At 42.2% G+C, this 25716-nt stretch carries 25 protein-coding genes and 1 pseudogene; 16 read left to right on the top strand and 10 right to left on the bottom strand.

Annotated elements, in window-relative coordinates; all coding sequences use genetic code 11:
• Positions 1-61 precede the first annotated feature (61 nt).
• Positions 62-685, top strand: coding sequence for a Uma2 family endonuclease (locus V7K53_RS20660; protein WP_335199355.1), 624 nt, complete (start codon positions 62-64; stop codon positions 683-685).
• Positions 686-734: 49 nt separating this feature from the next.
• Here V7K53_RS20660 and V7K53_RS20655 read toward each other — a convergent pair.
• From V7K53_RS20655 to V7K53_RS20640, 4 genes and pseudogenes are all read right to left on the bottom strand, one after another.
• Positions 735-974, bottom strand: a pseudogene (locus V7K53_RS20655) (transposase); the annotation flags it as partial.
• A gap of 161 nt (positions 975-1135) precedes the next feature.
• Positions 1136-1699: a pentapeptide repeat-containing protein gene (locus V7K53_RS20650; protein ID WP_335199354.1), complete on the bottom strand. Its 564-nt coding sequence runs from the start codon at positions 1697-1699 to the stop codon at positions 1136-1138.
• Between the two features lie 243 nt (positions 1700-1942).
• Positions 1943-3583 carry an adenylate/guanylate cyclase domain-containing protein gene (locus V7K53_RS20645; protein WP_335199353.1) on the bottom strand — a complete coding sequence of 547 codons (1641 nt, stop codon included), beginning with the start codon at positions 3581-3583 and terminating at the stop codon, positions 1943-1945.
• Between the two features lie 185 nt (positions 3584-3768).
• A complete protein-coding gene (locus V7K53_RS20640; protein WP_335199352.1) occupies positions 3769-5109 on the bottom strand; it encodes a DEAD/DEAH box helicase in 1341 nt (446 codons plus the stop codon).
• Between the two features lie 215 nt (positions 5110-5324).
• On the opposite strand from V7K53_RS20640, the gene infC reads away from it, so the two are divergent.
• Positions 5325-5837, top strand: a complete 513-nt coding sequence (gene infC / locus V7K53_RS20635) for a translation initiation factor IF-3 (RefSeq protein WP_289798351.1) — start codon at positions 5325-5327, stop codon at positions 5835-5837.
• Here infC and V7K53_RS20630 read toward each other — a convergent pair.
• Complete coding sequence (locus V7K53_RS20630) at positions 5824-6009, bottom strand: hypothetical protein (protein ID WP_335199350.1); 186 nt, start codon at positions 6007-6009, stop codon at positions 5824-5826. The two genes, infC and V7K53_RS20630, sit on opposite strands and share 14 nt — an antisense overlap.
• On the bottom strand, positions 5997-6611 hold the full coding sequence (locus V7K53_RS20625) for a TetR/AcrR family transcriptional regulator (RefSeq protein WP_335199348.1): 615 nt from the start codon (positions 6609-6611) through the stop codon (positions 5997-5999). Before V7K53_RS20625 ends, V7K53_RS20630 begins: the two co-directional genes overlap by 13 nt.
• Positions 6612-6874: 263 nt before the next feature.
• Between V7K53_RS20625 and V7K53_RS20620 the strand changes: the two genes are divergently transcribed.
• The 3 genes from V7K53_RS20620 to V7K53_RS20610 all read left to right on the top strand — a co-directional run bounded on the left by V7K53_RS20620 (position 6875) and on the right by V7K53_RS20610 (position 10126).
• Positions 6875-8182 carry an HlyD family efflux transporter periplasmic adaptor subunit gene (locus V7K53_RS20620; RefSeq protein ID WP_335199347.1) on the top strand — a complete coding sequence of 436 codons (1308 nt, stop codon included), beginning with the start codon at positions 6875-6877 and terminating at the stop codon, positions 8180-8182.
• Positions 8179-9354, top strand: coding sequence for an ABC transporter permease DevC (gene devC / locus V7K53_RS20615; protein WP_335199346.1), 1176 nt, complete (start codon positions 8179-8181; stop codon positions 9352-9354). The genes V7K53_RS20620 and devC (V7K53_RS20615) overlap by 4 nt, the downstream gene beginning before the upstream one ends.
• 67 nt (positions 9355-9421) lie before the next feature.
• Positions 9422-10126, top strand: coding sequence for a DevA family ABC transporter ATP-binding protein (locus V7K53_RS20610; protein ID WP_335199345.1), 705 nt, complete (start codon positions 9422-9424; stop codon positions 10124-10126).
• A 102-nt stretch (positions 10127-10228) separates the two neighbouring features.
• Here V7K53_RS20610 and V7K53_RS20605 read toward each other — a convergent pair whose 3' ends face one another.
• On the bottom strand, positions 10229-10366 hold the full coding sequence (locus tag V7K53_RS20605) for a hypothetical protein (RefSeq protein WP_335199344.1): 138 nt from the start codon (positions 10364-10366) through the stop codon (positions 10229-10231).
• Positions 10367-10373: 7 nt separating this feature from the next.
• The gene (locus V7K53_RS20600; protein ID WP_335199343.1) at positions 10374-10748 is read right to left on the bottom strand and encodes a hypothetical protein; all 375 of its coding nucleotides are present in this window, start codon (positions 10746-10748) and stop codon (positions 10374-10376) included.
• Between the two features lie 947 nt (positions 10749-11695).
• On the opposite strand from V7K53_RS20600, the gene V7K53_RS20595 reads away from it, so the two are divergent.
• The 5 genes from V7K53_RS20595 to V7K53_RS20575 all read left to right on the top strand — a co-directional run bounded on the left by V7K53_RS20595 (position 11696) and on the right by V7K53_RS20575 (position 17042).
• The gene (locus V7K53_RS20595; protein ID WP_442940505.1) at positions 11696-12892 is read left to right on the top strand and encodes an ABC exporter membrane fusion protein; all 1197 of its coding nucleotides are present in this window, start codon (positions 11696-11698) and stop codon (positions 12890-12892) included.
• Positions 12893-12965: 73 nt separating this feature from the next.
• Positions 12966-14138 carry an ABC transporter permease DevC gene (gene devC, locus V7K53_RS20590; protein WP_335199341.1) on the top strand — a complete coding sequence of 391 codons (1173 nt, stop codon included), beginning with the start codon at positions 12966-12968 and terminating at the stop codon, positions 14136-14138.
• A gap of 89 nt (positions 14139-14227) precedes the next feature.
• Positions 14228-14926 carry a DevA family ABC transporter ATP-binding protein gene (locus V7K53_RS20585; RefSeq protein WP_335199340.1) on the top strand — a complete coding sequence of 233 codons (699 nt, stop codon included), beginning with the start codon at positions 14228-14230 and terminating at the stop codon, positions 14924-14926.
• Positions 14927-15445: 519 nt separating this feature from the next.
• The gene (locus tag V7K53_RS20580; RefSeq protein ID WP_335199339.1) at positions 15446-16381 is read left to right on the top strand and encodes a M23 family metallopeptidase; all 936 of its coding nucleotides are present in this window, start codon (positions 15446-15448) and stop codon (positions 16379-16381) included.
• 121 nt (positions 16382-16502) lie between these two features.
• On the top strand, positions 16503-17042 hold the full coding sequence (locus V7K53_RS20575; protein WP_335199338.1) for a late competence development ComFB family protein: 540 nt from the start codon (positions 16503-16505) through the stop codon (positions 17040-17042).
• A 76-nt stretch (positions 17043-17118) separates the two neighbouring features.
• Here V7K53_RS20575 and V7K53_RS20570 read toward each other — a convergent pair whose 3' ends face one another.
• Positions 17119-17751, bottom strand: a complete 633-nt coding sequence (locus V7K53_RS20570) for a L,D-transpeptidase (RefSeq protein WP_442940504.1) — start codon at positions 17749-17751, stop codon at positions 17119-17121.
• 678 nt (positions 17752-18429) lie between these two features.
• Between V7K53_RS20570 and V7K53_RS20565 the strand changes: the two genes are divergently transcribed.
• From V7K53_RS20565 to V7K53_RS20555, 3 genes are all read left to right on the top strand, one after another.
• Positions 18430-18582 (top strand): hypothetical protein, encoded by a 153-nt coding sequence (locus tag V7K53_RS20565; protein ID WP_292736083.1) that lies wholly within the window; start codon positions 18430-18432, stop codon positions 18580-18582.
• A 365-nt stretch (positions 18583-18947) separates the two neighbouring features.
• Positions 18948-19604 (top strand): sigma-70 family RNA polymerase sigma factor, encoded by a 657-nt coding sequence (locus tag V7K53_RS20560; protein ID WP_094352725.1) that lies wholly within the window; start codon positions 18948-18950, stop codon positions 19602-19604.
• A gap of 157 nt (positions 19605-19761) precedes the next feature.
• Positions 19762-20376, top strand: coding sequence for an anti-sigma factor family protein (locus V7K53_RS20555; protein WP_335199337.1), 615 nt, complete (start codon positions 19762-19764; stop codon positions 20374-20376).
• A gap of 13 nt (positions 20377-20389) precedes the next feature.
• Here the strand turns inward: V7K53_RS20555 and V7K53_RS20550 are convergent, their stop codons facing one another.
• Positions 20390-20845, bottom strand: coding sequence for a gamma-glutamylcyclotransferase family protein (locus V7K53_RS20550; RefSeq protein WP_335199335.1), 456 nt, complete (start codon positions 20843-20845; stop codon positions 20390-20392).
• 193 nt (positions 20846-21038) lie between these two features.
• On the opposite strand from V7K53_RS20550, the gene leuS reads away from it, so the two are divergent.
• The 3 genes from leuS (at position 21039) to V7K53_RS20535 (ending at position 24515) form a co-directional block, all read left to right on the top strand.
• Positions 21039-23660, top strand: a complete 2622-nt coding sequence (gene leuS, locus V7K53_RS20545; protein ID WP_335199334.1) for a leucine--tRNA ligase — start codon at positions 21039-21041, stop codon at positions 23658-23660.
• 183 nt (positions 23661-23843) lie between these two features.
• Positions 23844-24170, top strand: a complete 327-nt coding sequence (locus V7K53_RS20540) for a DUF433 domain-containing protein (protein WP_335199333.1) — start codon at positions 23844-23846, stop codon at positions 24168-24170.
• Positions 24171-24173: 3 nt separating this feature from the next.
• Positions 24174-24515, top strand: a complete 342-nt coding sequence (locus V7K53_RS20535) for a DUF5615 family PIN-like protein (RefSeq protein WP_094352559.1) — start codon at positions 24174-24176, stop codon at positions 24513-24515.
• The last annotated feature ends 1201 nt before the right edge of the window (positions 24516-25716 follow it).

The raw sequence follows: 25716 nt of genomic DNA, 5'->3' as shown, positions 1-25716 counted from the left end.
AATATTGATGAATTCAATAGAAGTAAAGTTGCTATAATTTGCACAATTGAGGAATCAAGCCATGACTCAAGTCTTACGCAAAGTAGTTACATTCGATGAATTCGTTGCTAAATATCCAGATAACACAGGACAACGTTACGAATTATATGATGGAGTAGTAGTAGAAATGCCACCACCAACAGGCGACCATGAAGAGGTTATTGGATTTTTAGCCACAAAAATTACTTTAGAATATAGTCGCTTAAATCTTCGCTATTTCATCCCTAAAACAGTATTCATTAAACCAGTTGAGAACGAATCTGCTTATTCCCCAGATGTCCTGATACTAAATCAGCCTAATTTAGTTAATGAACCTCGGTGGAAAAAAGAATCAACTGTTACTCAAGCAGCATCAATTCCTTTAGTAATTGAGGTGGTAAGTACAAACTGGCGTGATGATTATCTGAAAAAATATGCTGATTATGAAGAAATGGGAATTCCTGAATACTGGATTGTAGATTATGCTGCATTGGGCGGTAGAGAATTTATTGGCAAGCCCAAACAACCGACTATTTTGGTTTGCTGTTTAGAAGAAGGTGAGTATCGCGTTAGTAAATTTCGAGGAAATGACCGTATTCAGTCGCCAACATTTCCAGAGTTAGATTTGACCGCAGAGCAAATTTTTAGTGCTGGCACAGTCAGGTAATTTGTAATGACGCTCGATGACTCGCTAACGTAACATGAGTTCGACGGAATTAAAAAACAGCAGGAGGTAGAGCAAGTAAGTCTTTGGGATAAATATCAAGAGATGGTTTTTGAGGTAAATAGGTGTAAGCAGCCAAACCAGCCATTAAATTGACTAAAAAATTGAAAATACTTCGATGTCGAGAATGTTCTATTTGACAGAGGTTTTTGAGATGGTCGTTGACTGATTCAATAACTGCACGCTTAAGTAGGAGAATTGTATCAATCAATTTAACTAGGCGATTTTTCATCTTCTTTATATTTTAACGATATGCAGAATATTGCATCACATTCACTAGACCTAAAAGTTAGTAGACCGACTTTCACGCACCTCTGTTCCAGATTGATAAATGAGCGATCGCTTGTGGTCGTAACAGAAAGCCCAAAAACATCACCTGAAATTTTCATACCACTAGTTCAAATAAATGCTATCAAAAATGATGTTACCGTATGGTGTAGTGGTATTATGTAAATGGGTACCTTGTTTATTAGTAGTATCTAATAAAAAGATAGCGTCTAATAAGTTAAGAGCATTTGGCTTAACATTATTTATATAAGAATCAAATAGAGTAGCATCAGCTAAATCGGCATTAGTTAAATCTGTACCATCTAAATAAACACAAATAACGATAGCATCAGTTAAATTAGCATTTATAAGATTGGCATTGCTCAAGCTGGAACCAGTTAAATCGGCACCAGTTAAATTGGCACAATTCATATCCGCACCAGTTAAATTCGCACCTAATAAATCTGCACGAGTCATATTTGCATTCCTTAAATCGGCATGAGTCAAATCAGTACTACACAAATTAGCATAACTAAGATTGACAGCATTCATATTGGTTGCTATCAAATTAGATTGCTCTAGGTTGGCACCACTAAGATTGCATTTGCACAGAGTGCAGCCTTTTAAATTGACTCCAGAAAAGTCTCTTTCTCCTGAGGCGTAGTGTCTAAATACATCTTCAACATTCATGTATTTACTCATAGTATAGTAAGGAAATGTAAAGATTAAGTTGCTTAACTTTTTGATTGTAACACTCTAAATTAACGTGAGTTCGACGGAATTAAAAAACAGCAGGAGGTAGAGCAGGTAAGTCTTTGGGATAAATATCAAGAGATGGTTTTTGAGGTAAATAGGTGTAATACCAATTTTATGTGAAGTTGCATAAAAACAATCTTTATCTAGTAATCCAAGCCGCGTAATACCCAACTTGGGTTAATAACTAATAATTGTTGGCACTGGTTGCAAATTTGTCTGATAAACCTTAACTAATCGCTCAATACCTTTGAAACGATAATCTCCCATTTCTTGAAAGTCAGAGGGTTCTGAAAGCATTTTATGGGTGGCTTCACTAATCACGCATTCACTAGGCGGACAAACTGCTTCCATCCGAGCAGCAAGATTAATTGTTGCGCCTAATGCCGTATAATCTACCCTTTGGGAACTACCGACATCTCCCACCACTGCTTTACCGCTATTAATCGCAATCCGTAATTGCAGGGGTTCGAGCCAAAAACCATTGGCATTCAGATGTTCGAGACGATTGAGCATTCCCTTGGCAGCAGTAACAGCGCGATCGGCATGATCTGCTTGCGGTTCTGGAGCGCCAAAAAATGCCATAATACAATCACCAATATATTTATCTAAAGTGCCGCCGCAACCAAACACTTCTTTTAGCATTTCTTCAAATAAATTATTTAATAGTTGAGCGATCGCTGTTGGTGTTAACCTTTCAGAAATTGCCGTAAAGCCAACTAAATCAGCAAACAAAATACTGATTTCGCTCTCAGCGGGAGCTAAACGACCACCTGGTAATCCGCCTACAGATATCAACTGCTGTACAACTGCTGGAGAATGATAACGTTCTAGTCGGTGACGAATCATCTCTTCAGTTTTGAGTTTCTCTACTAATAACCAACGCTGCACGCTAGAAGCTACAAGATTTGCTAAAGCTGAAAAAAAGCTTAATTCTTCCTCACCTTCATTTGCCCAATGGTAAGAAGAAAAATTGGCATCGGCATACAGTACGCCCACAACTTTATTTTCATCCCATAAAGGCACCGCCATCGCGCTACGAATACCTTTGACCAAAATACTCTGTTCGCTAGCAAACCGTTCATCCTGATGAGTATCACCGGTTTGAATGACTACTTTTTCATCAAATACTTTTTGACAGATACTACGACTAATCCAACTACCATCAGAGGGAAGATGTTTCTGTTGAGAAATATTTCTAGTGGCAGCATTCATTAATTCTAACTGGCCACAACCATTGACATCAATTAATAATGCCAAGCGATCGATACTATCAAGGTAACGAAAAACTACTTGCTGCACCTGAGAAAAAATCTCTTCTATAGACGCGGCTGCACAAAGATTTTTCGCTATGTCCACTAAGTCTTTGAGACGGGCAATGGTTTTGTCCTTATTGCTGATGTTGCCATCTTTACTATCAGCTGCAATCCATTGCTGTTGTAATTGTTCGACATTATGAAGGATGGTTCTTTGCTCATTAATGTCCGAAATTCCGGCATACTCTGGTGTCGGTTGAGAAACAGGGGTTGTGAGCAGCACTACCAGGCTAACATTGCCCAGCCAAACGATATCGCCGTGATGTAACTCTTGGGGATAGTTAACCAGATATTTATTGACTTGCGTCCCGTTTTTGCTGCCCAGATCCTCAATAGTCCACACACCGTCAGCCGTTTTTACCAGGCGAGCATGGTTGCGGGATACTCCACCAAAAGGTAAGTACAAATTACATTCCGGCAAACGACCAATTGTAAATACATCTTGGTCAACTACGATCGTTGTCTCGGTATCTCCCTCTTGTAGGCGTAGCGTCAGTTCAGTCATGAGTGTGATAGATCCATCGAAGCTAGAGGTCAAGCAACTCTAAGGTAAGTTATACCCTACAGGTTAACCTTCACCTTTTGTTTATGACACTGTTAACTGCATTCCGACAACTGTATGTGACAGATATTACATTGAATGTTTTCCAGAATCCGTGAAAAATCAATCTATTGAACAGCTAACAAATGTTAGCGATCGCGTTTAGCAGAACGGCGCGATCCAGATGAACGAGCGCCAGGTTTCTCGCCATTGGTCGCAGGTGGCGCTGCTTTACGTTTAGCCGATGTCTGTGGTAAAGGTTTAGGAGTATGAGCCGGACGCTTCTCACTTCCGGGCTTGGCTCTCTGTTGCCGTACATTTGCAATTGGTTCGGGGTTGGTATCGGGGTTGGGCGTAAAACCAGCAACCACTTCCTTCGGCAAGCGTTGCTCAATCAGTTTTTCGATATCTTTCAATAGATGCTGTTCATCGATGCACACTAGCGATACAGCTTCACCTGATGCGCCAGCGCGACCGGTGCGACCAATACGATGAACATAATCTTCTGGTACATTGGGCAAATCAAAGTTAACAACATGGGGCAGTTCGCTGATGTCAAGCCCCCTAGCAGCTATGTCTGTCGCCACCAATACTTGTAAAGTGCCATTTTTGAACTTTGCCAGAGCGTTAGTACGCACCGGCTGGCTCTTATTACCGTGGATTGCCAAGGCTTGAATGCGGTCTTCGCCCAACTGCTTCACCAAACGGTCAGCGCCATACTTAGTGCGAGTGAACACTAGCACTTGATACCAATTATCTCGCCGAATCAGATGAGCAAGTAATTGGCGTTTTTTGTCACGGTCTACTTGGTAAACTTTCTGGGCGATCGTGTCGGCGGTAACGTTGCGGCGTGCCACTTCAATCATTGTCGGATTATTCAACAATCCGGCGGCCAGTGCCTTAATTTTGTCTGAGAAAGTAGCGAAAAATAGCAAATTCTGTCGCTGTTTGGGCAGGAGTGAGAGGATGCGGCGGATATCATTAATAAAACCCATATCCAGCATCCGATCGGCTTCATCCAGCACTAAAACCTCAATCTGCGATAAATTCAGCGTACCCTGCTGTACGTGGTCTAGCAGTCGCCCTGGAGTCGCGACCAAAATATCCACTCGACTCCTCAAACGCTGTTTTTGCAGATTAATACTGACTCCGCCAAACATCACCATTGAGTTAAGATTTAAGTACTTGCCATACTCGCGCACGCTTTCTTCCACTTGGGCAGCGAGTTCGCGAGTCGGGGTGAGAATCAATGCCCGGATTGGTGGGTATCCATTAGGCGTACCTTTGCTCTTATTAGACGACAATCGATGCAAGAGCGGCAGTGTAAAACTAGCGGTCTTTCCAGTGCCAGTTTGTGCCCCAGCTAATAAATCTTTACCCGACAAGACAGCAGGAATGGACTGCATTTGGATTGGCGTGGGTTCCGTGTACCCTCGTTCGGTAACAGCACGGATAATTTCATTGGACAAGCCGAGATCGGAAAAAGACATAAAACTCCAAAAATAACATCGGCCTGTCGCCAATGATGGCGTCAGTCTTAGGCGGACGGATAAAAATTATTGAAAAGCTGGATGGGCAGTAGCGCAAAGACTGAGAGCGAGTGCCGCAGTCCCTCATTCTATCAGATTGCCGTCTATTGTGTTGTTAAAGTTGCTCTGATTCAGTGTTGTGTTAAATTGGCATTACCTGCTTGTAAAGCAAAGTATTGAACAAATGGGAGAAATTCATTATCGCAATCCAAAAGCAACTGATTAATTCACAAATCAAATCACCTAGCGTCTTCTTGATTGACCATGAGAATAATAATCGTGGTCTGATCGACACCAATGAGGCGTTACAGCTAGCCGAAAGCTTAGAGCTTGACTTAGTTGTAGTCTCTCAAGGTAAAGACGCTCCAATCGCCAAGATTCTCAACTATGGCAAGCTTCAGTATCAAAAGAAAAAACGTCAGAGCCAGAGTGCTAGACCCACGGTAAAAGAAGTTCGATTCGGTCTAAACGTGGGTTTAGCTGATTACAATTTACGCATCGAACAAGCAGGTCAGTGGTTGAGTAAAGGCGATTCTGTTAAGTTTGCCATTCGTTTACGAGGCCGAGAACATCAATATCGTGACAAAGCGGGAGAACTGCTAGACCGAATTGCAAACGATCTCAGTCAAGTAGGTAAAATCCAGTCACTGGATAAACGCGCACTAGTTGTTCAAGTTATTCCTGCTTAGTTATCTGGCGATCGCTAGAGGATGTATTGGTGGCAGCTTGTAAGGAACGAAAAAAGCCGGAGATAGTACTGTAGCTTCTATGGAAAAAACAGTCAACTCTTACTCCAGGTGAATTTGAATTTCCGACCAAACAAGCGCCACGCGCCGGGATATAACCAATCAATCGGCGCATTTTGCGATTAGGTGTGTCAAGGCATCAATCAAGCGATCGCTTTCCATTGGTATAATATCCTGTCCATGCATCACATTTTGAGTAATATGAAAATGCACTAATGCTCCTAAGATAATTCTCGCTGTCGCCTCTGGGTCAGGTATCTTTAATTCTGGAGCCGCCAAGTAGTGAGTGAGAGTTTCCGCTACTGGCTTAATCATCACCCGAATACAAATTTGAGCTAACTCAGGAAAACGCCCAGATTCCCCGATTAAGACTCGCATAAATGCACTATGTTCTTTGTCGTTAAGCATCTGATCTAATGCTTTGGTTATTACTTGGCGCACTATAGTGGCTGGTTCTCCCTCAATCGGTTCTGTGCCAAAAATAGAGTTGTTCTTTTTGCTTGTTAGTTGCTCTAACAGTACTTTAAAAAGTCCTTCTTTATCTTGAAAGTGGCTGTAGACTGTCGCTTTAGAAACACCTGCCGCTACCGCTACCCGATCCATGCTCGTACCAGCATAGCCATGTTGAAGGAATTCTTGCATTGCACCTTGCAGAATTTGCTCTACTTTATCAACGGAATTATCTCGATCGATTTCGTCAGCTTTAATGCGTACCATTTATTAACCATCCTCTCTTATAAACAATATTAATAGATGCTGCAAAATGCCCTAGTACAAAATGACGAAAATAAATATACCCTTCGTTGAAGGGGGCAGGAGGTAGGAGGCAGAAGGTAGCAATAGCATTCTGCTACATAATACCGAGCAAATTGATTGACAAGTTTAGTTGTGTCCTATTGACTAAACTAGTCCGTTTAGTTTAGCATAAATTGAACTGGACAGTTTAGTACAGGTTGCTACTGGTGGTAAGGGGGAATAGCATGAGGGAAAACAGGAATTCAGAGGGTTTAGGGTCTTCTCAGAATCTTTTGCGATCGCCATTTCTACTTACAATATTTACATCGCTAGCAATAGGTGGAATCAGTGTTTATACGTTGATGAAGCTTCAGGCTACAGCTAATGAAAAGCAAAAAGCACCAGTAGTAGTTCAGCCTGTGGTAAAAACAGTAACAGCATTAGGACGTTTGGAACCAAAGGGAGAAATAATAAAACTGTCAGCGCCTTCTTCTAATGAAGGGAATCGGGTAGAGCAACTATTGGTGAAAGAAGGCGATCGCGTCAAAGCCGGGCAGGTAATTGCGATTATGGACAACCGCGATCGCCTACAAGCTACTTTGAGTGAAGCCCAAAAACAAGTTCAAGTTGCCAAATCCCGCCTTAACCAGGTAAAAGCTGGAGCCAAACAGGGAGAAATTGGAGCGCGTCAAGCAACCGTGAATCGCGTGCAAGTAGAACTACAAGGAAACATTAAAACTCAGCAAGCCACAATTAATCGTCTAGAAGCAGAACTCCTTGGGCAACAACGGAGCTTGCAAGCAACAGTTGCTCGTGTGGCAGCTGAGAGACGTAATGCCCAAGCTGAGGTACAGCGCTACGAGACTTTATATAAAGCAGGAGCAATTTCTAGCCAGGAAGTTGATAGCAGACGTTTAAGTGCCGAAACTTCCACTCAAGCGTTAATTGAAAGCCAAGCCACTCAGACAAGAACTGTCGCAACCCTACAACAGCAGATTAACGAAGCAAAAGCTAACCAAGATCAAACCCTCGCCAGCTTGCAACAGCAGATTAACGAAGCAAAAGCTAACCTGAATCAAACTGCTGAAGTCCGTCCCACAGATATAGCAAATGCACAAGCAGAGGTAGACAGCGCTCAAGCCACCGTGGAGAAAATTAGAGCAGAACTGGCACAGGCATACGTTGTGGCTCCAAAAGCTGGTCGAATTTTGGAGATTAATACACGAGCCGGAGAAACTGTTGGCGATGAAGGAATTGTGGCTATAGGTCAAACCGACCAGATGTATGCAGTAGTAGAAGTCTACCAAAGTGATATCAAGAAAGTGCGTCCGGGACAAGAGGTGCTGGTAAGCAGTGATTCCCTCCGCAATGAATTAGAGGGAAGAGTGGATTGGATTGGTATGCAGGTAAAGCGGCAAAATCTGATTAACGCCGATCCCTCTAGCAATATTGATGCCAGAGTAGTGGAAGTTCATGTGCAATTGAATAAACTATCTAGCCAAAATGCCTCTAGCTTAACTAATTTGCAAGTCAAGGCGGTAATTGAACTGTGATTGGATTTATCCAGCAACTGCGGCGGCGAACACCTTTAGGATGGCTGCAACTGAGTCATGAAAAAGGCCGTCTTTTGGTAGCATTGTCAGGCATTGCCTTTGCCGATGTTCTGATGTTCATGCAGCTGGGATTTCAGACTGCCCTGTTTGAAAGTAACACAATCCTGCATCGGAGTATGCAGGCTGATATGTTTGTCATCAGTCCCCAAGCACGTAACCTAGCAAATATGTCTAGCTTTACGCGGCGACGGCTGTATCAAGCAATGGATGTACCAGGTGTAAAGTCGGCAGAAGGAATGTATATCAACATTGTTGATTGGAAAAATCCCCAAACACAACAGAAAACGACAATATTAGTTATGGGGTTCAATCCCGATCGGCAAGTGTTTAACTTAGCAGATGTAAATCGCCAGATAGATGCTGTTAAGCTACCAGATACCGTTTTGTTCGATCGCGCCTCTAGAGGAGATTATAATGATGCGATCGCTAAAATTGACCAAGGTAAAACTGTCACAACCGAAATAGAACGCCGGACAATTACCATTAGCGGCTTATTTTCGGTCGGGGCTTCCTTCATCGCCGATGGCACTTTAATCACCAACGACCAGAACTTTCTACGACTATTTCCCAGGCGAGAAGCCAGTGGTGTCAGTCTCGGTTTGGTGCAACTACAACCAGGCTACGACCCAAAACAGATGAAAACAGCTTTAGAAGCTCATTTAGATGATGATGTTAAAGTTTTAACCAAAGCAGAATTTATCGAATTTGAAATAAATTACTGGAAAACAAATACTGCTATCGGGTTTATCTTCAGCCTGGGTGTAGCAATGGGGTTTATGGTGGGCGTGATTATCGTCTATCAAGTTCTTTCTACAGATGTGAATTCCCATATCAAAGAATACGCCACTTTCAAAGCAATGGGGTATAACAATCTCTACTTATTAGGTGTGGTGTTTGAAGAGGCGATTATTTTGGCAGTTTTAGGGTTTATTCCCGGAGCGATCGCACCTTTAGGACTTTATGCTTTAACTCGTAATGCCACCAATTTACCACTTTATATGACCGTAGCGCGGGCTTTGACGGTATTAACACTGACTATGATTATGTGTGTCATTTCTGGTGCGATCGCCACCCGTAAATTACAATCTGCTGACCCCGCAGATATGTTTTAAATTTGTCATTTGTCATTTGTCATTTGTCCTTTGCAAATGACAATCATCACGAGTAATCGAGCTATTTATGAGTAGTCAACCTGTAATCTCTGTTAAAAATCTCGACCACTATTTTGGTCATGGTCAACTCCGCAAGCAAGTTCTCTTTGATATCAACCTGGATATTAACGCCGGCGAAATTATTATTATGACAGGGCCTTCTGGTTCTGGTAAGACTACACTTCTCACCTTAGCAGGCGGCTTGCGTTCTGCCCAATCCGGCAGTTTGCAGATATTGGAACAAGAACTGTGTGGCGCTAGCAAAGCACAACTTACCCAGGTGCGACGCAATAACGGTTATATTTTCCAAGCCCACAACTTGCATGGTAGTCTGACAGCACTCCAGAACGTCAGAATGGGCTTGGAAGTGCATAATAATATTTCCCCAGCAGAAATGAAAACCCGATCAGCCCAAATATTAGAGGAGGTAGGATTAGGAGAACGCTTGAATTATTATCCTGATGATTTATCTGGGGGACAAAAACAAAGAGTTGCGATCGCTCGTGCATTAGTTGGTCGTCCTAAAATAGTCTTAGCAGATGAGCCTACCGCAGCCCTTGACAGTAAATCGGGACGAGATGTGGTCAACCTCATGCAAAAACTAGCTAAAGAACAAGACTGTACCATTCTCTTGGTTACTCATGACAACCGCATTCTAGATATTGCCGATCGCATTGTCTATATGGAAGATGGCAAGTTAGTAAATGACCGTGCTGTTGTTGCAGCATCTTAAGCAGATTCTTTTTGAGCAATTTTCACAAATCAAATTTGTGAAGTAAAGAAATTTTGGAACTGCGAATCAGACTTTTTAGACATTATATTTTTGCTGCTCTTTCTAAGGATTGTATTCAAATTCGCCTTGCGATCGCACGCCTAGCCAATCTCCTGCTAGCGTTTGTCCGACTTCATAGGAGTAGTCAAGATCCCAAAAGCTGATATTGTAGTAAGTACGATTAGCTAAACACTGATTCATAAACTGGCTAGAGTTTACGGCTATTATCGCTATTATCAGCATACTCAACTGTTCGTTTCTCTAAAAAAACCATAGTTGCTGCTTGCAGTGCAAGTTCAATGGCAGTCGTTTTGGTTTTGGCGTATGCACCTACGAGATGATGTTGATAAGTGCAGTTATATCCGCCGTAGTGGTAGCCGTAAATCGTAATTGGGGTGAGATCGTCAAGACAGGATTTAAATTCAGCTATCAAACTTTCGTTGACTGCGTTTATTGATTCTTCGCAAACAATTTGCGTCGTGGGTTGATGGGGAGCGTAGACATCATCGCTTACTTGATCGGGGACGATGGGCGCAAGGCATAACCAGTGATTATTGCTAGTTTCGGCGACCACAATCGACACAGAAAAATCAGGATGTTCCCATGTAAAATCTTGATATTTTGCTTTGGGAATAGATAAACTAAGGAAATTGTGCCTATTTCTGAGGTAATTACTTCAATTTGTGAAATGAAATTTAGTGTGTTTTGACCGTATAATTGACTAGAGGTTGATTGAGATAGAGAAGAACGAGAAATTAGCTCTTGCGGAATTCCTGTTTCTGTATAAACAGTTGGACAAATACAAATCCAATTGCCTCTTTGCAAATTCGATTCGCTAATTGGGTGAAGAGGTTGCATAGCTGTAAAACTAAAGTTAATAGTACGTTTATACTATAAAAAAATACGTCAAAACTATTGTGAAAGTTTTGTATCCCTATCTTTATAATTCCCAATAGCAAACAGACTTAATACAGTAATCCTATTTGATTTGTGAGAATTGCAAGCTACAGGTGTCCCAATGCGGTTTGGTTAATGTTTCGTTTTAACCTTTGAATGGGATTATAGGGGTTCTTGTACCTTATGAGGTACAAAAATCCCACCCCGCAAGTGAGGAGGGGAATATGATGTACCTAATACCATTGGTAAACGCTATTATCATCAAAATTTGATATAAATTTCCACCGATCTTAATCACACCAAATATTTTTTGTTATTTACTTAATTTGATTATGATTGTTGGCGCTGTTACAACCCGGAATTTTAAAACCGTTTACTATACCTGAGTACTTTCATAAAACAAAAGTAGTTTGCTAAAAACATAAACCTATAATTTGGTAAAGATATTTGTTGTTATCCTAGCCAGCTAAATCAATTTATCTAAGTAAAATCTCAACGATTTTCAAATTATTTTATGGACTTTTAAGTGATAAATCGACAATCACTGACTCAAGAAGTAGGAATTAGAAACAAGTACGGAGAAAAGCCTAATCTGTTCTTTTTTCTGCGCCACTAGTTAAGAGGTAATCTATGGTGCGAAACTCAAAGCTAGGGTACAGAACGTTCCCTAAGTCTATTCTGCGTCCATCCGTTGCTATAGGTATAACTATATCTTTATTGGTTGGCGGAATAAGTTTTTATATAGTAAAACGCTGGCAAAATTATGCAAATCCAGAGGCACAAGTACCAGTAACACAATTACCACAGTTAAAAACAGTAACAGCTTTAGGGCGACTCGAACCACAGGGAAAGGTAATTAAACTCTCTGCTGCGGTGTCTGCGGAAGGAAGTCGGGTAGAAAAGTTGTTGGTGAAGGAAGGGGATAGGGTAAAAGCAGGACAAGCGATCGCAATTTTGAACAGCCGCGATCGCCTCCAAGCTGCATTCAAAGAGGCGCAAGAACAGGTAAAAGTAGCCCAAGCAAACCTAAACCGCACTCAAGCAGGTGCTAAACGCGGTGAAATTGCCGCCCAAAAAGCTGCGATCGCTCGTCTAGAAGCCGAACGCCAAGGTGATATTAATGCCCAAGCCGCGACAATTGAGCGATTCCAAGCCGAAGTGCGTAACGCCCAAGCAGAAGACGAACGCTATCAGCGACTATATCAACAGGGTGCAATTTCCGCCTCTCAACGGGATAACAAGCGTTTAAACTTGGAAACCGCCCAAAAAAGCCTACAAGAAGCCCAGGCACAGTTAAACCGTACCCAATCAACTAGTCAGCAACAGGTTAAACAAGCCACAGCAACACTTGATGAAATCGCCGAAGTGCGCGGAGTGGATGTAGAATCAGCCCAAGCGGAAATTAATCGTGCCGTAGCAGCCATGAATCTGGCAAAAGTCAATCTTGAACAGGCTGTAGTGCGATCGCCCCAAAATGGACAGGTATTTGAGATCCATACCCATCCTGGGGAATTAGTCTCAAATGATGGCATTGCAGATATTGGACAAACCAGCCAGATGTATGTCATCGCCGAAGTCTACGAAAGCGATATCGGCAAAGTACATTCAGGGCAGCAAGTGCGAATCTTTGGTGATAACCTCCCAATTGAATTGGAGGGAATCGTAGATCGCAAAGGCTTGCAAGTGCGACGGCAGAATGTCATTAACACAGATCCCGTCAGTAATATCGACAACAGAGTAGTAGAAGTCCACATCCGACTAGATGAAACTTCTAGCCAAAAAGCTGCCACCTTAACCAATATGCAAGTTAAGGCAGTAATTGAATTGTGAAATTTGTCATTTGTCATTGGTTATTAATTCTTCTTCGTTACTCCCTTACTCCCTCCACTCCCCACTTCTTATCATGGGATTGCTCAAACAACTGCGACGGCGAACCCCTCTAGGATGGCTGCAACTAAATCATGAAAAAAGCCGTCTTTTAGTGGCATTATCAGGCATTGCCTTTGCGGATCTTCTGATGTTCATGCAGCTAGGTTTTCAGACTGCGCTATATGACAGTAACACCAGACTACATCGCAGTTTGCAAGCAGACATTGTTTTAACCAGTCCCCAAGCCCGTAATTTACCAAGCTTGTCTACATTTTCTCGTCGGCGACTTTACCAAGCAATGGATATACCAGGGGTAAAGTCAGCAGAACCAATGTATTTCAACAACACAATCTGGAAAAATCCCCAAACACACCGTGAGACAGGGGTGTTAGTTATCGGCTTTAACCCAGACAAGCCAGCTTTTGACTTACCCGATGTTAACCAGCAATTGCAAGCGATCAAACTGCCAGATACCGTATTGTTTGATCGTGGTGCAAGAGGAGATTATCAAAAAGCGATCGCTCAAATTGACCAAGGCAAAACCCTGACTGCCGAAATTGAAAGACGCACAATTACCATTAGTGGCTTATTCCAAGTCGGAGCATCCTTTGGCTTTGATGGCAATCTGATTACCAGCGATCAAAATTTTTTGCGGCTATTTTCTGGGCGACAGTCCAACAGTGTCAGTCTAGGTTTGATTGTTCTCAAACCAGGTTATGAACCGAAAAAAGTAGCCGCAATGCTCAAAGCCTACCTCAAAGATGATGTCAGAGTATTCACCCACGCTGAATTTATTGAATTTGAGAACAATTTCTGGAGAACAAATTCCCCAATTGGGTTTATCTTCAGCCTGGGTGTATCGATGGGGTTTGTGGTGGGCGTGATAATCGTTTATCAAGTCCTCTCCACCGATGTTAATGCCCACGTTCGAGAATACGCCACCTTCAAAGCAATGGGATATCGCAATTACTACCTGCTAGGTGTGGTGCTTGAAGAATCGTTGATATTAGCAGCACTGGGCTTCTTCCCCGGATTGGGAGTGTCTTTAGCACTTTACCAACTGACTCGCAGTGCCACAAATTTGCCTATGTACATGACTGCGATTCGAGCATTGCAGGTATTAGTACTGACTATCATTATGTGTATCATTTCTGGTGCGATCGCCACCCGCAAACTCCAAGCCACCGATCCCGCTGATATGTTTTAAATTTGTCATTCCTCATTGGTCATTGGTCATTTGCAAAGGACAAAGGACAAATGACCAATGACGATTGTCACGAGTAATCGATCTATATTATGACTAGTCAATCCATCATCTCCATTCAGAATCTCGACCACCACTTTGGTCACGGCTCACTCCGCAAACAAGTTTTATGTAGTATCAGCTTAGAGATTAATGCTGGTGAAATTATTATCATGACTGGGCCTTCTGGTTCTGGAAAGACTACCTTACTGACCTTAGTGGGTGGATTGCGTTCTGCCCAATCTGGTAGTTTACAGGTGTTAGGACGAGAACTTTGTGGTGCTAGTGCTGAAGAACTAGTACAAGCACGACGCCATAACGGTTATATTTTCCAAGGACATAACTTGCATGGTAGTTTAACGGCACTCCAAAACGTCAAAATGGCCTTAGAATTGCACAAACATCTTGGGTTAAAAAAGATGCGAGCTAGATCAGCCCAAATGTTAGAGCAAGTAGGATTAGGAAATCATTTGCATTATTACCCTGATAAACTGTCTGGAGGACAAAAACAAAGAGTAGCGATCGCTCGTGCTTTAGTCAGTCATCCTCAAATAATCCTTGCGGATGAACCCACTGCCGCCCTTGACAGTCAATCAGGACGAGATGTAGTCAATCTCATGCAAAAACTGGCAAAAGAACAAGGCTGTACCATCTTGATGGTTACTCATGACAACCGTATCCTAGATATTGCCGATCGCATAGTTCAAATGGAAGATGGCAAACTCAAGTCAAAAGTAATACTATCAGTCTAAAGCCAATTAGGTATTCCCTCATTCAGAGTTGATTTATAAAGTAAACTTTAAGTGTGACGAGGCAGACTCACATTTTTGTCTTAATGTCTCTTTTTCTGGCAACTAAACCCTTATTATGAGTAAATTTTAAAATATTTACTAATATATAGTTTAATTTATTCTCACTGACTTACTTACCTAGTTTAAGTAATTTCCCCATACCGATTTCAACCGAACAATGTGATATTAGTGTCCAGTTGAAAAAGTGTCCAGTTGATTCCAAGATTTCCTTCAAGTATTATTTATGTAATAACAGTTAAATTTTATGCTCACTGCCAATGTCATACGCCTTGGTTATTAGAGTCAAGACCAATTTCCTAAAATTACAGATAAAATGATTTGCCCTTGCAATCCATAAATAAATACCTGGATAATTTCCGAAAATTTATGGTTGTCAACAACATCGGCTTCAAACAGGAAACACTAGCGATAATAAGCTAATCTATTTTCCAATACAAGCAAGGGTTTTTTTGTAGTTCTATGATTATTGAGAATAGCGCTAGTAGTTCAAACAAAAAGTTGCTCGGTTTTGATGTCAAAACTTTGACAGCCAATTACCGTGCAATAAATGTATTAAAAGGAATATTTGCTGTTCTCCCGATCGCCTTGGGATTACCTGTAGATGCTTTGCAAGTGAAAGTGATTCCAACTAATCCTAAATTAGGGGATACACTCTCGGTTCAGATTAATCTAGATAATCCAGAGAATGGTACAAAACCAACGGTAGCCAGTGGAAAGAATACATACCCAGCCTTTGAAATTGCGCCCAATCAGTATCGGGCTTTTGTTCCCACAACTCCATTAGAAAAAGCTGGAACTAGAACACTTCGGGTTGCGGGGGATGGTCAAGTGCAAAACTTAGCAGTGAATGTGCTTAATCGCAAATTCCCCGTACAACGTATTACTTTGCCACCTGGCAAAGCCGGAGTGGATGCCACAGAGTATGAACTTAAGCGCGTGGCAGCTTTGAAGGCGCTACAAACACCAGAAAAGTATTGGAATGGAGTATTCCTGAAGCCAAATGCAGGGCGAATGAGTACAAACTATGGTGTACGTCGCTACTATAATGGTACATTTGCAAAGGACTACTATCATCGTGGTCTTGACTACGCTGGTGCTGCCGGCTCACCAGTGATTGCCCCGGCCGCTGGGCGAGTTGCTTTAGTAGGTAGGGTATCCCAAGGGTTTCGGATACACGGTAACGTAGTTGGCATTGACCACGGTCAAGGAGTAATCAGTATTTTCATGCACCTAAGTCGTATTAACGTTAAAGAAGGTGATTTGGTGAAAGCTGGTCAACTAATTGGTGCAGTAGGTTCAACAGGTGCTGCCACAGGGCCACATTTACACTGGGGTCTATATGTCAACGGACAATCTGTTGATCCAACACCTTGGCGAACTAAGGTCGTTAACTAGTAGAGGCAGAATTGATCCTGTCTTTGCATAATTTGTGTATTTTTTGCTGAGAATTAGGCAAAATAAATTGGATTGATACCGTCCCTACCTTGCTTGGCCAACATAAATGATGATAAGCGTTATGAGTATCGAAAAAATTGTAGAACAAGCTCTCCAGGATGGTTATTTGACACCAGCAATGGAAGCAGAAGTCGGTAGAATCTGTGATAACGCCTCGGAACTCTCAATTGAAGAGTATATGGCGTTGGATCGGCTGATGGGTGCGCTATTGACTGGTGAGGTAGTGGCGGTACCTCGCAAACAATTCATTAACGTTATGGAAGAATTGGTGCTGACGGAAGCGATCGCACGAGTCGCAGAAATTGAAGCCACCAGCGAAAGTTCTTTAGATGTCGGAGATATTGCCGCTTACGCTCTCAATCGGTTGCCACCTTTGTATGCTACTACAGAAGAGGGTGCTAATTTTCAGCGGCAAACAGCTCAGGAACAACTGCAAGACTTAATTTCTCAACAAATAAGTGAGGCGATTAACCGTTATCTCGATCGACCCAATTTCTTCCCAGAACGGCAAGCCTTGGGTAAAAATACTGGAAATGAGGTTGTACGCCAAGTTAGTGCTTTACTCCAAACTTATGCACCTAACTTTGAGCAAAAATTATAATTTTAAGAGTCATTAGTCATTAGTCATTTGTTTTAGACAAAGGACAAAGGACAAAGGACTAATGACTCTTAACTAATTAATCACGTACTAAAACTGTTGTCCCTAAACTCACTTGCTCATATAACAATCGGACATCAGAATTACGCATTCTTAAGCAGCCGTGGGATACAGCCGTTCCTACCAGGTCTATATCTGGCGTGCCATGAAAGCCAATTTCATTCCGTCCATCTGACCAAAAACCAATCCATCTATCTCCCAAGGGACTATCCGTACCAGCCTGAAATACTTTGCCAGTAATCGGGTGACGCCAGATTGGATAGTGTCTCATGTGGATCACCTGGAAAGAACCTGTGGGCGTTTCCCAACCTTTCTTACCGACAGCAATCGGGTAGCTGGCGATCACCTCATCTCCTGCATATACATAAGTGCGGCGATCGCTTAAATCAACCACCACTTGCGTCTTGACATTTGCCAGCCTACTAGATGGTACTTGTTGTGCTGAAGCCTGAGACCACAGACCTTTTGGCCAACTATCTGCCACTGGATTTTGTCTTTCAACTTTCGCCACCATCTGCGGCTGAGTTGGTAAGTCGCTTGCTTTAGCTACATTATTCTTAATAATTTGGGGCTTAGTTTGAGGCTTAATGGTAGAAGGCTTAAGTTTAGAAGCCCTACGAATAGTTGCTTTCGCTAGATTCTTCTTAATTATTTGCGACTTAATGGTAGAAGGCTTGAGTGTAGAAGCCCTAAGATCATTTATTTTAGCTAGATTCTTCTTAATTATTTTTGATTTAGTTTTAGTTTTAATAGCAGAGGACTTTGGTGTAAACGTCCTCTGGGCAGTCGAGCCTTGGGTAACTTTATCAGCTGGCACAGATCCACCCAGCGCAATTTCCCCCAAACTCACTTGAGAAAGATTCTTGTAGACTCCCTGTGGCCGGCTTCCCTTAAGATTGGTTCGGGTAGAATCTCGCCGCATCGAAGTAGATGCAGACTTCTCATACTGCCGTTCCGCCGTACTAATGCGCCAATGGACAGCTAAGGATAAAAATGCTGTGCCAAAACAAAGCAGCATTACAATACGTCCTACAGATTCGTTTCTTACCATTGCGATCGCCTATTGTTTATCCCTGACATATCCAGCCGAGTAATTGGATGAGTTCATCATCCTATTATTAAAAATTTATCAATACTTATCATTTCCGCTGTAAATCTGCCAACACCTCTGGGCAAACTAAGACTATACAAATTGTCCCAACGGCAAAAATCCAAGTAAGCAACCTCATTCCTCAAAAGTTTTGAGGGTCGTAAGCCTCTCCTCGGACTTTTTACTGGAACTCTTGAAATGTAGCAATCAATCATTAATGGTGTAGGTGGATGAAAAACCATGTTTGAAAAACTCTTGCTAGCGGTAACAATTACATTTTCGCTCAACTTCTTTTTTCAAGTTCGCGTACCAGAGCAACATAACTCTAGTACTGCCTTCGGGCCACAATCAGAACAATCAGCAACTATTCTGGTAACGAAATCAAAAAATTAAATCACCATCTTAGCAACCACAGCAACCTAACTTCCAGAAATTATTACCCGAATTTTAAAGGTATGAAGAAGTTAGAATTACAAAATTTTATCTTCATTTTTATAGCTAAATTTAATTATCTCGATCAAGCGTATATACCCAGTTGCTAAAATCACTAAAATGTGCAATACATCGCGCCTTTGTTCGTTGATGGGTCTTAGGCAACTATGGGAGCAGTATAAGGAAAAGTGGCTCTGCTTATTGCTATAAATGTATCCAAAATTGTATGCTTCAGTGTTCCAGTCATAAATCCGTCACCTGAGCATGGAACTTCTGTCCCATTAGCAGGTCTAATGGATAGGGATGATTTAGAGCCAGTACGATCTATGAGTCAATCGATTACTGTATCCTGGTCAACGGTTGATGCAAAGTATCCAGAAGCATCAGTGCAAGTTGACAAACTCCCTAACCACGATTTAATTTTGCGCTGTCAAGCCGGACTGCGACCAGATCGTGCTGCTTTTGCGGAACTATTACGCCGCTATCAAAGTCAAGTCGATCGAGTCTTATACCACTTGGCTCCAGATTGGCCTGACAGAGCCGATTTAGCTCAAGAAGTTTGGATTCGAGTGTATCGGAATATTAACCGATTACAAGAGCCTGCTAAATTTCGGGGATGGTTAAGCCGCATTGCCACCAACTTGTTTTACGACGAGTTACGCAAACGCAAGCGGGTTATGAGTCCTTTGTCACTCGATGCTCCCCGTTCCTTAGAGGATGGCGAGATGGATTGGGAAATCGCTGGCGATACCCCAGGCCCTGAAGAAGAACTGACAACTAGAGAATTTTACGAGCAATTGCGGGAAGCGATCGCGGATTTACCAGAAGTTTTTCGTACTACCATTGTCCTCAGAGAAATCGAAGGCATGGCTTATGAAGAAATTGCTGAAATCACTGGAGTTTCTCTAGGAACTGTGAAATCAAGAATAGCCAGAGCTAGATCGAGGCTGCAAGCCCACTTGCAGAATTATCTAGACTCCTAATTTACGGTATCTTGCCTCTGCCCAATGGCAGAATTTAAGCATAGATTAAAAATTACTAGAAAGACGTAGATTGTTTCTGCCTTTAAGAGGAAAATTGGCTAATTTTCCCAAAATTCCCGCCCAGTTTACCCGTGTATGAATTGGTAATAATGTTAAGATGACTACTGATTCTCAGTTTTACGACCGTTCTCCTTTGCAACTTCCTCAAAATTTGTCAGATGGAATGGCCAATCATACCAATGAATCAACGGGTCTTATGGATATGGTGAAGCGCGATCGCTTCGAGTTATTGAGTGCTTACCTGGATGGTGAAGTCACAGCCACCGAACGCAGGCAAGTAGAAGAATGGTTGGCAAAAGATGCCTCAGTTCAATGTTTATATGCTCGACTGTTAAAGCTGCGCCAAGGCTTGCGGACACTCCCAGTGCCAGCAGCCCAACAGTCCCCAGAAGAAACAGTTCAGCAAGTATTGACACGTTTGCGCCGCCGCTCCCGTTTAAACTGGATAGCGGCAGGTGCAGCTGTTGCTGCTTGTGCGATCGGTGCAATATCTGGCTTAGTAGGTGGCGGTTTGATGGTGCCGCAACTGGCGCAACGACCACAAAGAGAACCTATACAAACCTCCTCAGCGTCTATAGTTCCCCCTTCGCCGTTGATGGTGGGACTAAATAACCCGGTAATTGAAATTCCGAAAGCAGCAGTAGCCTCTCCAGAAAATTCAATTTATCAGGTTCAGCCGCAACGACACGACCCCAAACAGGACATAAACTAATCGCATTAACAGTTTACAGTTCATAACTGTACTTTGGGGTTAAACCACAGCCACTCCACCAGCCCCCAGGCTGGAGAAAGCCTCCTAATTGCTCAACTTGCTCTAAAGTCATTAAATAAACCCAAGCCCAACCCAAAGAGAGCGACTTTGGTTCATAAACCTCGATAATTTGTCGATTATAGAGGTTTTTTGGCGTTTGTCTATTGGGCTGGTAATCTTCCAGTACATCTAGCTCATTTAAAATCTTTGGGTTGGAAAAAGAGAGTAAATATCCGTAAACTTGGCTATCCCCTAGCGTCATCGTCGGGTAGCCCATTGGCAGAGCAAATAACTTGCCTTGTACAAAGGCTGTTTTGACATCAACTACTTTGCCAGCACAGTATCTTTTATAGTTAGCTTCACCTGGTTTGAGCGTGCCGTAGACAAAAACCCGCACCAAATCAGAAAGTTTTATATTTAGTTCAACCATTTAAACCTTCATCAAATAATTCTTGCGATATCTGAAAGAGTTGCAGTTTGAGCATAATCAGGCTGCTGCTCAACCGCACTGATATATATAAAAATCTGTGAGTAGTTGACCTACAATATTTAGATTAACCTGCTATGTTGACATAGGTAGGTTGACATAGTGAGTAGACGTAGACCCAGTAGGAGAATTTTTGGTGGATTCCCGATATAACCCAGCAGCAATTGAGGAAAAATGGCAAAAAACATGGGTAGAACTTGGCTTAGATAAGACACCGACAGTTAGCAACAAGCCAAAATTCTACGCTCTTTCCATGTTCCCTTATCCATCGGGCAGCCTACACATGGGTCACGTCCGTAATTATACAATTACCGATGTGATTGCCCGCCTCAAGCGAATGCAAGGGTATCGGGTAATACACCCAATGGGTTGGGACGCCTTTGGCTTGCCAGCAGAAAACGCCGCCATTGACCGTGGTGTACCGCCAGCAAAGTGGACTTATCAGAATATGGCTCAGATGCGGCAACAATTGCAGCGTCTTGGTTTATCTATTGATTGGGAATGCGAACTTGCTACCTGTTCGCCAGATTATTACAAGTGGACACAATGGATTTTCTTGCAGTTTTTGCAAGCGGGGTTAGCTTATCAAAAAGAAGCAGCAGTAAACTGGGACCCAATTGACCAAACTGTATTGGCGAATGAGCAAGTTGATAACGAAGGACGTTCTTGGCGCAGTGGCGCCATAGTTGAGCGCAAATTATTACGCCAGTGGTTTTTCAAGATTACCGACTACGCCGAAGAATTGCTCAATGACTTACATAAATTGACAGGTTGGCCGGAACGCGTCAAGTCGATGCAGGCAAACTGGATTGGCAAATCTACAGGCGCTTACTTAGAATTTCCCATCGTTGGGTTAGATGAAAAAATTGGAGTGTACACTACACGCCCAGATACAGTTTATGGTGTTAGCTACTTAGTGTTAGCACCAGAACATCCCTTAACAAAGCGCGTCACTACAAAAGAACAACAAGCAGCGGTAGAAGCCTTTATTAAAGAAATCTCCCATCAAAGTGAGTTAGAACGTACATCTGAAGATAAACCGAAGCAGGGTATCCCCACAGGTGGTAAGGCAATTAACCCATTTACAGAGGAAGAAGTGCCGATTTGGATTGCTGACTATGTACTGTATGAGTATGGTACTGGAGCAGTGATGGGTGTACCAGCACACGATGTCCGGGATTTTAAGTTTGCCAAAAATTACGATTTGCCGGCTGATTTTGTCATCGTTTCCCCAGATGATGTTGCAGGTTTTGACTTAACCCCAACATCAGAGATTGATGAAGTTACACAACTCATCCAAATTGAATATAACCAGGCATACACTGAACCAGGAATTTTAATTAATTCTGGGGCTTTTACTGGTATGAAATCCATAGATGCTAAACAAGCAATAATTGAATACGCCGAACAACAAGGTTTTGGTAAAGTGCGGGTGCAATATCGCTTGCGGGATTGGTTGATTTCGCGGCAGCGTTACTGGGGCGCACCGATACCTGTAATTCACTGTCCTAACTGTGGCATAGTACCAGTTCCCGATCGAGATTTGCCGGTACAGTTACCAGAAGAGGTGGAATTTACTGGACGTGGCGGTTCACCTTTGACTCAGTTAGAGAGTTGGGTAAATGTACCTTGTCCAACTTGTGGCACTCCAGCGAAGCGGGAAACCGACACGATGGATACTTTTATTGATTCCTCGTGGTATTACTTGCGTTTCCCTGACGCTAAGAATGAACAACAAGTTTTCGATTCTAATAAAATAAACGGCTGGATGCCAGTTGACCAATATGTGGGTGGGATTGAACACGCGATTTTACATTTGTTGTATTCGCGGTTCTTTACTAAGGTTCTGCGGGACAGAGGCTTGTTAAATTTTGACGAACCTTTCCAACGCCTGTTAACTCAAGGTATGGTGCAGGGTTTAACTTACCTAAATCCTAAGAAGGGTGGTAAAGATAAATGGATTGCTTCTAATTTGGTAAATTCAGCCGACCCGCGCGACCCCCAGACAGGTGAACCGTTGCAACGTCTCTATGCCACCATGTCTAAATCAAAGGGCAACGGTGTAGCGCCAGAAGATGTAATTTCCAAATACGGTGTAGACACAGCGCGGATGTTCATCTTGTTCAAAGCGCCGCCAGAAAAAGATTTGGAATGGGATGAAGCCGATGTGGAAGGACAATTCCGCTTTTTAAATCGGGTTTGGCGTTTGGTGACAGATTATATTGCGGCTGGGGTATCCCGTAAAAAAGCTCAACTCTCTGATTTAACTAAGGTAGAAAAGGAATTGCGGCGGGCGATTCACACGGCGATTCAAGCAGTGACAGAAGACGTGGAAGACGAATATCAATTCAACACCGCTATTTCAGAATTGATGAAGTTGAGTAATGCCTTAACTGATGCTAACGGCAAAAGTTCACCAATTTACGCAGAAGGTATTCGAACTTTGGTGGTTTTACTAGCACCATTTGCACCACATATTGCTGATGAATTGTGGCATTTATTGGGTGAAAGCGATTCAGTTCATACTCAAACTTGGCCATCATTTGACCCAGCTGCTTTGGTAGCTGATGAAATCACTTTAGTGATTCAAGTTATGGGTAAAACTCGCGGCTCGATTCAAGTACCAGCACAAGCAGATAAAGCAGCGTTGGAGAAATATGCCCGTGAATCAGAAATTGCTCAACGTTACATCGAAGGCAAAGAGATTAAAAAGGTAATTGTGGTGCCTGGTAAGTTGGTGAATTTTGTAGTTAGCTAAGTACAGTTTTGCGTAAAATCGTGGCGAATTGAGGGTTGAAATTTAAATGCAGATGCGCTTCTCTACGAGACGCTACGCGAACGTCTTCCCGCAGGGAATTCGCTACGAATTAATGAAATGTTGTACTTAGCAATTGATAAAATTGTAAATTTAGCCTGACAAAACATCAGAGGATTTACATCCGTGACACTCAAAGAGTTAGAACAACAACTGCTTGCCCTCAGTCCTGGTGAAAAATTGCAGGCTATACAGTTACTTGCTCAAAGTCTCGGCAACAATTGGCAAGGAATTGAAAAAACTCCTAAAGTCTGTGGTGGAGAGGCTCGCATCGCTAAAACTCGTATTCCCGTTTGGGTACTTGTGGAAGCTCGCGGTCTTGGATATAGTGATGCTGACCTTTTGACGAGCTATCCAACTATTACAGCTACAGATTTAGCTAATGCTTGGGTATATGCAGAAGCTCATCCCGATGAAATCGAATTGGCAATTGAGCGTAATGAGGTAGCCTAATCGATGGCACGGTTTTACGCAGATGAGCAGTTTCCCTTTCCAGTTGTGGAATTATTACGCGCTTTGGGGCATGATGTTTTGACAGTTCAAGAAGCAGAAAATGCAGACCAAGGTATACCTGATGAGGAAGTGCTAGCATTTGCCATAAGTCAAGAACGCTCAATATTAACTATCAACAGAGTTGATTTTATCCGTTTGCATCGTCGTGATTCTAACCACTTCGGTATTTTTGTTTGCACGAATAATCGTAATTGGGAACAATTTGCAGCACGGATAGATGAGGCTGTGGCAACAGAAGAACCTTTGCAAGGAAAACTAATTCGTGTGGTACGTCCAGTCACTTAAAAAGGTTTTGACGGAATACACAAATTTTAAAGTCGTCAAGTATATGTTGTCACAATTTTTATATCAATAGTTTATTCCTCTGATAGATGTGTATTTAAACACATATATATAGCTGTCCAGAGAGTAGGACTGTTTTATTTATACACAAAAAAGCGCTTGAGAGTTTTGCTCACTCAAGCACTTTTCCGTAAAAGCTTATACCAACTCACTCGTTTGATGCAACATTTGAAATCTGCAACACTCCCTGAGGAGAGAGTATTACGGGGATAACTTGTGACAAACATGTGGTGAAATGGTATCACTCCTTGCACTAACTAAGAATATCTCTTTTACAAGAATACCGGGGATCTAGTGAGTGACAGTTTATGAACTGAACACTAGTTAAAAACGACTCACCGTGAATAGTAACTAAGGAGACTAAGCACGATTGTAACAATTTTGTAAGTATAGTATAAAAACTTATAGTTTATTAGCATAGGCGTAGCCTGCCGTCGGCATCGCTTACCACTAAGTGCAGTATCAAAAAGTGCAGCAATTAGTAGCATAGATATCTCAACTTCTGCGTCAAATTAGTCGCTATCAAATCAGCCAGAAAAGGCTTGGATATTGGCATCGAAGCGATTTTGACTCAAATAAATCATAGATAAAGGTATTTTTTAGACAATGGAAACCCAAGAACAAATCTTTGACCCAAATAGATTGAAAAGTTTGGGTTGGGTATTTTCTATCTCTTAGCAAACGGTGACATCCAATTCTTCCGTATAGTGTAGGAGGTTACTTCTTTCATGGAAGCAAAACACAACTTTTTCACCGACAATTACCGCGATGTTCAAAACGATTTCGCATTTTTCTATAAAAACAACTGAGGTGGATTATGGGTAGATTTTAAGAATTTATCGTACCTATGCCTCATCTAGATAGATGTTTCATCCTTGGCTAAAATAGCTGTTTGCCTACGAGCAGACACCTTAACCTGGCGTCTAGGTGTGTGGTAAGATTGCCTGGAACAAAGGTTTTATCTGAGTTGGGGTCTGGTATAAATTGCAAAGGTCAAGCTGACCGATCATTAACTCCCACGATACTTTTCCTATAAATTTGGAAAATATACAACAAGGCTGGTGACGATCTGAGTGTGATTTGTAGATGAATATCTAGGATTTGCTATCAGACTTAACCAACCTCCCACAATTTTGACTTTTAT

The organism is Nostoc sp. (assembly GCF_036917355.1).
GTDB lineage: Bacteria > Cyanobacteriota > Cyanobacteriia > Cyanobacteriales > Nostocaceae > Nostoc.
Note: the sequence above shows the minus strand (reverse complement) of the source record. Positions and strands in the feature narration are given on the sequence as shown.